Source organism: Bradyrhizobium pachyrhizi (genome assembly GCF_001189245.1).
Taxonomy (GTDB): Bacteria; Pseudomonadota; Alphaproteobacteria; order Rhizobiales; family Xanthobacteraceae; genus Bradyrhizobium; species Bradyrhizobium pachyrhizi.
Map to the genome: position 1 here is coordinate 57,331 of NZ_LFIQ01000103.1, position 10,073 is coordinate 67,403.

Annotated in this window: 8 protein-coding genes; 5 read left to right on the forward strand and 3 right to left on the reverse strand. The window is 63.6% G+C overall.

Annotated elements, in window-relative coordinates:
* Nucleotides 1-693 precede the first annotated feature (693 nt).
* Nucleotides 694-1,014 carry a DUF736 domain-containing protein gene (locus AKL29_RS25780; RefSeq protein ID WP_018454792.1) on the forward strand — a complete coding sequence of 107 codons (321 nt, stop codon included), beginning with the start codon at nt 694-696 and terminating at the stop codon, nt 1,012-1,014.
* Nucleotides 1,015-1,482: 468 nt separating this feature from the next.
* Here the strand turns inward: AKL29_RS25780 and AKL29_RS25785 are convergent, their stop codons facing one another.
* Together AKL29_RS25785 and AKL29_RS25790 are read right to left on the reverse strand one after the other, a co-directional pair.
* Nucleotides 1,483-2,730 carry a type II toxin-antitoxin system HipA family toxin gene (locus tag AKL29_RS25785; RefSeq protein ID WP_050386109.1) on the reverse strand — a complete coding sequence of 416 codons (1,248 nt, stop codon included), beginning with the start codon at nt 2,728-2,730 and terminating at the stop codon, nt 1,483-1,485.
* Nucleotides 2,723-3,058: a helix-turn-helix domain-containing protein gene (locus AKL29_RS25790; protein WP_028336501.1), complete on the reverse strand. Its 336-nt coding sequence runs from the start codon at nt 3,056-3,058 to the stop codon at nt 2,723-2,725. The genes AKL29_RS25785 and AKL29_RS25790 overlap by 8 nt, the downstream gene beginning before the upstream one ends.
* Before the next feature lie 547 nt (nt 3,059-3,605).
* Here AKL29_RS25790 and AKL29_RS25795 point away from each other — a divergent pair.
* The gene (locus AKL29_RS25795) at nt 3,606-4,799 is read left to right on the forward strand and encodes a hypothetical protein (protein WP_050386110.1); all 1,194 of its coding nucleotides are present in this window, start codon (nt 3,606-3,608) and stop codon (nt 4,797-4,799) included.
* A 188-nt stretch (nt 4,800-4,987) separates the two neighbouring features.
* Here the strand turns inward: AKL29_RS25795 and AKL29_RS42260 are convergent, their stop codons facing one another.
* A complete protein-coding gene (locus AKL29_RS42260) occupies nt 4,988-5,233 on the reverse strand; it encodes a hypothetical protein (RefSeq protein ID WP_028336503.1) in 246 nt (81 codons plus the stop codon).
* A 256-nt stretch (nt 5,234-5,489) separates the two neighbouring features.
* On the opposite strand from AKL29_RS42260, the gene AKL29_RS25800 reads away from it, so the two are divergent.
* From AKL29_RS25800 to AKL29_RS45570, 3 genes are all read left to right on the forward strand, one after another.
* Nucleotides 5,490-7,619, forward strand: a complete 2,130-nt coding sequence (locus tag AKL29_RS25800; protein WP_050386111.1) for a ParB/RepB/Spo0J family partition protein — start codon at nt 5,490-5,492, stop codon at nt 7,617-7,619.
* 171 nt (nt 7,620-7,790) lie between these two features.
* Nucleotides 7,791-8,156, forward strand: coding sequence for a hypothetical protein (locus tag AKL29_RS42265; protein WP_152977772.1), 366 nt, complete (start codon nt 7,791-7,793; stop codon nt 8,154-8,156).
* A gap of 264 nt (nt 8,157-8,420) precedes the next feature.
* Nucleotides 8,421-10,073: strawberry notch-like NTP hydrolase domain-containing protein (locus AKL29_RS45570; protein ID WP_244482416.1), on the forward strand; the 1,653-nt coding region annotated here is incomplete at its 3' end.

Below are 10,073 nucleotides of genomic sequence, written 5' to 3' on the forward strand. Positions count from 1 at the left end.
TGCCTGGGCGGGTTTTGCGTTGGCGGCACGACGTGGACGCGCTTGACTGTTCTTGCTCGCGCAGACCCGCCTGTTCGAGCCGGGTAGGCTTTGGATCGGCGGCCTCAACCATTCTCACGGCCGCCACGCACGAGGGATGATCCTTCGTCACCTTCCTCGTCGAACAGGTTCGCCAGGATCGCGATATTGAATGCGGGGGCAAGGTGAGAGGAGAGGGAGAGGTAACGCGGCATTTTTCGGAGCGCTTCGACCAGGCTGCACCGATCTCGGGCCGGCCCACGTGGTCGCGGTGGCGCGTGGCGTGCTCTCGATCGTGCTTCATGGACGATACCGCCCTTTGCGGCAGATTGTTTCTCTTTCTTCGCTGAATCGTTCCAACCTCTTGTGCAGCTCAACCGAGATTCGCCAGTCTTCTCCTTGAGATTGCGGTTCAGCACGCGGACGCACGTGGCCTCTTTGATGGCTTGATCTGGCCGAGGACCGGCTTCGCCTCGATCGTCTGAGCCGCAACGCCGTTGATGCGACTTTCTTCCCCTGGGCTGCGCCCATTCCTCGCGAGGCAAGAAAGTCGCCACAACGGCGTCCTCCGCTGCGCTCCGGCCCGCGAGGGGTGCGTCCCCGATCGTCCTCGGCCTTTAGATCGCCATCGAGGCCGCGGTGGTCGCGGGCTCGAAACACAACAGGAGAAGTGACATGGCTAACATCGGTTCTTTCAAGAAAGTCGGCAACGATTTCCAGGGCGAGATTGTCACCCTGAGCCTGCAAGCCAAGGGCGTCCGCATCGTCGCCGAGACCAACCGCTCCAACGACAACGCTCCGAGCCACCGCATCTATGTGGGCCGGGCCGAGATCGGCGCAGCCTGGTCGAAGCGCTCCGAAGAGGGCCGCGATTATCTCTCGCTCAAGCTCGACGACCCCTCTTTCAACGCACCGATCTACGCGAACCTGTTCGACGACGAAGGCGGCGAGGGCTACACGCTGCTGTGGTCGCGCCCGCGCAAAAACGGCGAGTGAGACGCGATCCTTCAGAGCTCCGCCCAGTCTTGGGCGGGGTTCTTTTTTATGTGCGAGCCAGCGAGCATCCCTTTGCCGCTGGACGGGCCGCTCGCATGCACGGATCGATCTGGCGAGACGCGTCGGGTTTCGGACGAGCGCAGGTTTAGGGCGCGTATCACTGCCGTCCGTCCGACAGGGCTCGTCGGCGGCGGAGGCTAAGCGCGTGCGACGAAGCGTCCAAACAGACCGGAAAGGGCGACTTTGACTTCTCGTGCCTGTCCGAGCGGCTCCTTGAAGATAAAAGGCGTTACCGCGCCGGTTGGCGCCAGCAGCGATCGAGAATGGACCACGCGCCATAGGCGGCCCCAGGCGTCTGCAGCACCTCCCGAATTCCGGCATCCTCGATGTCCGGGATTTCAAGATCGATGGTGGGGCCGATAACGGGGCTTGCCGCTGCAGGATCGAAGCTATGAAGGAATGTCCGTGTCAAAGCGCCAGCGCTCGTTTGAGATCGTCGTGTTCGAAGGCGCTGGCCATGCGGCTTATCTCGGCCGACCGGGCGCCGACCGCCTTGGCGATGTTCCGCCATTTGGCGGTGACCGTTGCGACCTCTTTTATAATCGTGCGGGCTTGCATCAGCGTCAGCCCGAAGTATTCCGATGCGCCCTCAAGCAGGTCGAGCGAGCAGGTGCCTTCGTCCAGATCGATGTTCGTCGTCAGCACGCGCGGCTTCACATCAGTCGGCACGGGATTGAGGTCATAAGCCGGAGAGAGCGACCATCCGGCCTTTCCCAACCAGAGGAATCCGTGGTTGCGCAGGTGGTCGTCGACATTAGAGATCAGCACGTTGAAGACGACGCGTCGATAGAGGGCATGAGCGTCTGTCTTTCCCTGTGCTCCATGCTGTGCGAGAGCGTCGACAATTTCGGGATAACTGCCGCGCTCGCCGTCCTTGGCGCCCATCATCGCCATCGCTGACAAGAAGGGGACGCGGGTCGTGCCGTCGCGATCGAAGCGTCGCGACAGCAGGACCGCCTTGCCAGCCACTTCGATGAGTTCGTGTTGCGGGGTGATGATGCCGGCTCGGCCGGCCAACTGCAGCGCGATCTCCTCCCAAGTCTCCATGCTGTAGTCGTCGCTCTCCTTCGGGAATTTGGCGATGGAGAGCTTGCCATGCTGGTCGATGACCGACGCCTTCGGCCGCGCGCCACCCAGGGAGGAACCGGGGGCGAAGATGATCTGAAGATCTTCGTCCGTTTCCTCGTCCCGGAGAATGCGCTCGGTGATCTGGAGCAGCCGGCCGAGTTCGATCAGAGCCGGTACACCGGCGCGAGTCGGCGCCTGGAAGGCTTCTTCGCCGACCCAGCGGAATCGCAGTGCGCCGGACCGCGTCTCGTCGGCGACGCCGAGCAGATAATCGCTTTCTGTAAGCGTGCGAACGGCCCGACCTTCGCGATCGGCGAGGCGGCGTTCAGCGCGCTGCATGAGGCGGCGGCCCCATGTATCGGGTGCGGAGTCGCCGATGGAGCCGACAGTCACCAGTCCTGCAGAGGGAGCGAAGGCGCCTCGCGTCAGGGCCAAGGCAGGTTCCAGCGAGAACCGGTCTGGGTCACCGAGCCAGACGCCATCATATTCGAAGAGAATGGTCTCCGCGCCGCGAACGCGATTGGCCCTCGCCAGTCCGACAGGACGCGTGCGGCCGCTCAGTTCGATATGCACCTCGAAATCAGCCATCGCGTAAGGCTCCGGGCTTGCGTTTGAGATGGACATGCTTGGGCAGTTCGGCGCTGGCCAGTGCCTGTCCGACGCGATCGTTGATGATGTCGGCGATCTGGCTCAGGCCGTCGAGTAGACCGAGCGCCTGAAGGACGCCGGCATAGATGCCTATGCTGACGTTGGTATCGCCGGCTTCGACCCTTTGCAGCGTCGAGCGGGATGTGAAGGCGCGCTCGGCCACGACTGCCATCGGCAGCCGCCGACGCCGGCGGGCGTCGTGGATGTCGGCGCCGAGCTTGCGCATGGCCCGTCGAACGGCGGCGGGAGGGTGGTGAGGGGTCGGCATTTGTCGTCTTCGTGCTACGGATTTGATAAATATGTATTACGAAGATTACATTATTACTAGAGGGGTCACACGCCCCCTGCAACAAATGGCGTTATCCCTGCTGGCGCCGGCCAAAGCTTTTTTCACGGATCGAGCCTATGCAGCTAAGATTTTCAGGTCCCGTGAGCGTTTTTCGTGATCGGAGGCTGCTGGAGGGCCGCGACCCCCGCTGGCTACGCAGCGCTGATTGACGCCTGCCAGCACCGTCCCGGTCCCACGCGTGCCGCACGCGGAATTTCTCTACGCATGCGTGCAGAGGACGCCGTCTCCCTGCGGGACCGGGCTGTCGGCTGGCGCTGAAACCCCGGCTTGCGCCGGGTTTTCACCCTTCGGGCTTCCATCCCTGACGGAAGCTGCGGCGGGGCGGGATGTCGTGCTTTGGGTCGTGGGTCTTGGTCGTGGGTCTGGGCGACCGACGATACAGGAGAGGCAGAGGGGAGCGGCCTTGGCCATGACGGGTTGAGGGTCGGAGGAGAGTCTTCCGGCGCCCGTCATGGAGATTGCTCCCATGAATACGCAGATTGTTGATGCCGGCCGCAACGCCACCCCCGGTTACAGAGTGGATGTGAGCCGCGGCGAGCGCGTTGGTCGGGTGTCCTCGGAGTGGTTCAGCCGTCCGGCGGATGAGCGTTATCTTTCGCTTGAGGACTTAGCCCGCACGGTGCGCGATCGCACGGAGCGCAGCCGAACGCGCGTGGTCGAAACCGCGCTCATTCATGTCGAAGCGAGAAGTGCCGATCCCGAACGCCTGGCCTTGATGCTGCCCGGCTCGGACAGGCCAGTCGCGCCGACCCACTGGAGCTTTGGTCAGCTTGCGAGCCAGGTTGGCGCACCGGCCACTTACCTGCGGCAGCTCCCAGCGGCACTCGCAGCCATCAACCTGCAATATGGCCTGACCGCCAATCGCGTCGAGCAGATCAAAACGCTCGAGACCGAGGATAGCCGTATTGAGCTTCGCGCCGTCACCGGTCCCGACTATGGCCGGATCTACGACCACGAGCTGGTTGAGGCCGTACAGCGCATCGCAGGCAATGGCACAGGCGATACACGGTGGAAGGTGCCTGGTGTGCTCGACTGGTCAAGTGGCATCTACAATCCCCGCGTCGACATCTCCAAGGACACGACGACCCTGTATGCATCGGACAGGGACGTTTTCCTGTTTCTGGTCGATGATCTGAATCCGATCGAAGCCGGTCGTCTCCGGGACGGCTCGCCCGACCTCTATTTCCGGGGCTTTTATTGCTGGAACTCGGAAGTCGGCGCGAAGACGCTCGGCATGGCGAGCTTCTATCTTCGTGCGGTTTGTCAAAATCGCAATCTGTGGGGCGTGGAAGATTTCGAGGAGATGACCATCCGTCATTCCAAATACGCAGCCTCCCGCTTTGCTCACGAGGCAGCCCCGGCACTGTTGAACTTCGCCAACTCCTCTCCCATGCCTTTCGTCAACGGCATCAAGGCCGCCCGCGAGCGGATCGTGGCACGCAACGACGAGGATCGCACCGAGTTTCTGCGCCGCCGCGGCTTCACCAAGGCCGAGACAGGCAAGGTGATTGACGCGGTGCTGGCGGAGGAAGGCCGCCCGCCTGAAAGCATCTTCGATTTCGTGCAGGGCATCACCGCCGTCGCGCGCGGCAAGCCGCATCAGGATGTCCGCCTGGACATGGAAGCCAAGGCCAAGAAGTTGCTCGACCGCGTGGCGTAATTTCGGCCAAGCCGGGGATTCCGCTCTTCGGCTTGGCTCGCTTGCGCTTTTCAGATTCACGAGGTCGCGGGCGGTGCCCTCTCGGGGACGGTGATATCCGTCGCGGGCCGACGATCCGCGGCGGCTGCTCCCGGTCGGCTGCGCCGTCGACGAACTCGCGGGTTCCGTGCAGCCCAGAAAATGCGTGCTCAGGCGCCGCGATACCCGCTTACGATCTTTGCGTGGCCGCGTTCGGCTTCGACCCACGTCGGGTGCCGCTCCCGGCGGGCGTCGATGGAGGTGATGCCCACTTCCATGACCTCGGTTTCGAAAAGGAGGGGGCGATCCGGATCGCATCCGAACACGGTTGAGACGACGATATCCGGACTTATCCGGGTCCTCGCGACGACACGGTCGGCTGATTCATACCATCGCCGCCACGAAACCGCGTTCATTTAGGCTCGCGTCCATCCAGAATGTAATGGCTCATGGCAGTCAACATAGTCGCCCGTGCCAACAAGCGCCAGCGTTTTGGGCTTCAATCCGATCGGAGATGCGAGGACGGGACCTGGTTTTTTGACAGCGCGGCGGCCGCCAACCATCGCCATCGTTCGCTGGAAAAGCGAGAGCGAGAGGAGGGCGGGCCTGTTCGCGAACGGGTTGGAGGCCGAGAGAGAGGCTCCCGGCCGCCCGTTTTTCGGAGAAACTGACATGGCAAAGGCCGTTCAGAAGATCAAGCTGTCGCCGTCGCGCGACATTCCCTTCAGCAAGCTCGTCTTGAGTCAGAACAATGTACGGCGGCTCAAGGCCGGCATCTCGATCGAGGATCTGGCCGAGGACATCGCTCGGCGCTCGCTGCTGCAAAGTCTCAACGTCCGGCCCGTGCTCGACGGCGAAGGCCAGGAAACCGGCATGTTCGAGGTGCCGGCCGGCGGCCGCCGTTATCGCGCGCTCGAGCTTTTGGTAACGCAGAAGCGTCTGGCAAAGACCGCGCCGGTCCCTTGCATCGTCAGTGACATGTGCAGCGAGGTCACCGCGGAAGAGGATTCACTTGCCGAGAACGTGCACCGGGTTGCGCTTCATCCCCTCGACCAGTTTCGGGCATTCCAGGCCCTGCGCGAGCAAAGGCGGTCCGAGGAGGATATCGCCGCCATCTTCTTCGTATCCCTCAACGTGGTGAAGCAGAGGCTGCGGCTTGCAGCGGTGTCCCCGAAGCTGCTCGACGTTTACGCCGATGACGGTATATCGCTCGAACAGCTGATGGCGTTCTCCGTCACCAACGATCACGCCCGCCAGGAACAGGTCTGGGAGAACGTCAGCAAGTCGGGCTACGACGAACCATATCAGATCAGGCGCCTTCTGACCGAGCGCGCGGTGCGGGGATCCGACAAACGCGTGCGATTTGTCGGCCTCGCGGCCTATGAAGCGGCTGGCGGCAAGGTGCTGCGTGACCTGTTCGAAGAAGATGACGGCGGCTGGCTCGAGGACGTTACTTTGCTGGAGCGTCTCGTGGCTGAGAAGCTGCGGACAGAAGCCGAAACGATCGCCGCTGAAGGCTGGAAGTGGATCGAGGTCACCGCCGCCAGCTTTCCCTACGGCCATGACCATGGGCTTCGTCGGCTCGAGGCAGACCCGGTGGCTCTCTCCACCGAGGAGCAGGCGCGCTTCGATGCCCTGCAGGCGGAATACGACGCGCTTCAGACAAGATTTGAAGACGCTGACGAACTGCCCGACGAGGTGGACGCGCGGCTCGGCGAACTCGAGCAGGCGCTCGAAGCGTTCAACGACCGGCCGGTCATCTTCGAGCCGGACCAGATGGCCAGGGCCGGCGTCTTCGTCGGCATCGACCCCGAAGGGCGGCTTTCTGTCGATCGGGGCTATGTCCGACCGGAGGACGAGGCGCCTGCGGCCGCTTGCGAAGGCGAGCGGGGCACCAGTGCATCCTTGAATGAAGGGCAGGAGCCCGGTGCGTCCGTCCAGCGCACGACGATTTCGCTCGCCGGTGAATCGAGCGAGACGGACGAGGATGGAGAGGATGCGGCAAGGCCGTTGCCGGATCGGCTCATCACCGAACTGACGGCGCATCGTACGTTGGCATTACGGGATGCGCTGGCAGAAAATCCGGCAATCGCGTTCCAAGCGGTGCTGCACAATTTCGTGCTGACAGCCTTTTACCGGTACGGATCGTCCGGCTCGTGTCTGGAGATCGGACTTCGCACGCCGACCTTTCCCGCTCAAGCCCCGGGGCTCAGGGAAAGCGCATCTGCCAAGGCCGTTGAGGCCCGGCACGAGTCCTGGAAGGCACGGCTGCCCAAGAGTGAGAACGATGTGTGGGATGCGCTCACGGTCCTTGACGGTGCCGCACAGGCATCCTTGTTCGCTCACTGTGCGTCATTTGCGGTCAACGCCGTCCATGAGCCGGCCAACCGTTACAATCAGGGCCGTGTCTCTGCTCACGGCGTCGGCTCTCGGCTCGGCCAGGCCGATGTGCTGGCGCGCGCCGTCGGCCTCGACATGGTTCAGTCTGGCTGGAGACCGACCGTCGACAATTATCTCGGCCGCGTCACCAAGCCTCGTATTCTGGAGGCGGTGCGGGAGGCACGAGGTGAATCGTCCGCCCAATTGATCGATCACCTGAAAAAGACCGACATGGCCAAGGAGGCCGAGCGTCTTCTCGATGGTTCGGGCTGGTTGCCGGAGCTGCTGCGTCTCGTCGACGCCACCGCCGCGCCGGTCGAACAGGAGGCGGAGGCTGGCCCACTGCCCGAATTCCTCGCCAACGCGGGGCAGGAGGACGGCGGCGACGGCGACGCTGAACCACAGCTCGATGCCGCCGAATGAAGCCCTTTATCGCGGGACGGCTCCGGCCGTCCCGCACGGCTTCCATCGCAATTCTCATCCCGCGCCCGGCTTCGTGCCGGGCTTTCGGTTTTCCAAGGAGGCACAAATGGCCGATGACGATAGCTCGACCGTCGTCCAGCAGACGATCCCCGAAGCGGACATGAGCCTGCTTTGGAACGATTGCTGCTCTCTCGCATCTTCGATGCCGAACGTGACGGCGAGGGCTGGTATTTCTTTTCAGAAGTCGGACCGACCGACATGATAACGCTTGAGCGCGCGAAGCTCGAAGCCGCGCTCGCAGCGTCCCCAATGGCCGGCTCGAACGTCGCGAGCAGCATCGTCAGAGAGCATCTGGCAAAGCGTGCGGCCGGCGAACCGCCGTCACACGACGTCGAGCTCGATCTTACGACGACATCGTGGGAGTTCATCATTCAGGACATCGTGCGGCGCTCGCCGACGCTGGAGTGTGTATCGGCCGTTTCCTCCTTTGCTTGTTCGCGGATGCGTGCGACGGTTTTGGCGGCGCGGTCGTTGTGATCTCGGCCAATCAAATCCTCGGCAAGTCCACCTACGATCTCCTCGAGGAGTTCATCGCTCAGGTCACGCCGTAAGGCCGGCCGGTCGCCCTCGCACTGCCCGGCAATGCGTTTCGTCCTGTCGACGCCCGAATGCCGTGGCGCGGCGTGAGGACGGCCGCGCGATGAGAGGCAGAGAGCGGCCGGGACGGGGTTTGAGCCGGCGCGGTCCAGAGAGAGCGCCAGCCGGATCGACCCGTTCCCGCTCTCCGAAAGACATCCTGCCATGACCGAATCTCTTACCGGCGGCGCCGCCGCCACGCTGCGCTCGATGCGTGCCGTTGCAAGTCTCACCTCCGCCGCCCTCCGCGCCGCGCAGCAGCTCCTGACCGAGCTCGAACGCGGCCATCGCATCGATGCCGCCGTCCTGCGCGGCGCCATGGAGGCGGCCTTCGGCGCCTCGGATGCAGCCGGCGCCTGGAACTGGAAGACCGCCTATGATGCCTGCGAGGCGGCGACCGTTCTATTCCTGCGCAAGTTCGGCCCGGCCATGCGCGCCAAAGCGGGCTCGACGGCCGCTATGCTGCCGATGCTCGCGAGGATCGCGAGCTGTCTGCCGACCCATACGCGGCGCTCCGAGGACAGCCAGGCACTTCAACAATTCTCGACGCCGATTTCACTTGGCCTTGTTGCATCTATGGCGGCGGGCGTAACGCCCGCCGATCGCGTGCTCGAGCCCTCTGCAGGGACGGGCCTGCTCGCTACCTTTGCCGAGCTTTCGGGCGGCGCCTTGGTGTTGAACGAGTTGGCCGAGGCCCGCGCCACATTGCTAGATCACCTCTTCACCAAGGTTAAGGTCAGCCGTTTCGACGCCGCCCAGATCGATGATCACCTCGATGCGAGCGTCGCCCCAAGCGTCGTCTTGATGAACCCGCCGTTCTCGGCGGTGGCCAATGTCGAACGACCGATGCCGGACGCAGCTCTCCGGCACATCACCTCGGCCTTGGCATGCCTTTGCGACGGCGGGCGTCTTGTCGCCATCGTGGGCGCGAGCCTTGCGCCGGATAATCCGGCATGGACGGAAGCCTTTGTTCGTCTCCAGGAACGCGGGCGGGTCGTGTTTTCTGCCGCCATTGACGGCGCCGTTTACGCCAAGCACGGAACACGAACGGATACAAGGCTGCTTGTGATCGACAAGCTGCCTGCGGCTGATCCGAAGGTCTTTCCTGCTTCATTGGGCATGGCGAGCGATGTCGCCATCTTGCTTGACTGGGTGACCCAGCATGTGCCTCCGAGGTTGCCCATCGCGAGGCCGGTAGCGGTCGGCCTTAGCCGTTGTTATCCGGCAAAGTCGAAATCGAGCGGCACCGTTGCACCGTGTTCACCGTCCTCGTCGGCGAGCGCGGCGCCAGCGGGCTTAGAGCTCAACTACGAGACGGTCGAATGGTCGCCGCCGGAATGCGCCCGACTGACCGATGCGCTTTATGAGGAGTACGGATTGCAGTCGATCCGTATTCCCGGATCGTGCGCGCATCCGACCAGGCTCGTGCAGTCCGCGGCTATGGCGTCCGTCGCGCCACCGAAGCCGACCTATCGTCCGCACCTGCCGTCGCGTGTGGTGACAGACGGACTTCTGTCGGACGCTCAGCTCGAGAGCGTCATTTATGCTGGCGGAGCGCATACCGAGTTGCTGGCGGGCTTCTGGACGGTCGACGCGACATTTGATGTTGTGGCGGCCGCGTGCGAGGACGCCGAGAGCCCCGTCCGCTTTCGTCGCGGCTGGTTCTTGGGCGATGGCACCGGGGCGGGCAAGGGACGTCAGGTCGCCGGGATCCTGCTCGACAATTGGCTCAAGGGCCGCCGCCGTGCGGTCTGGATCAGCAAATCCGACAAGCTGATCGAGGATGCGCAGCGCGACTGGTCGGCGCTCGGCATGGAG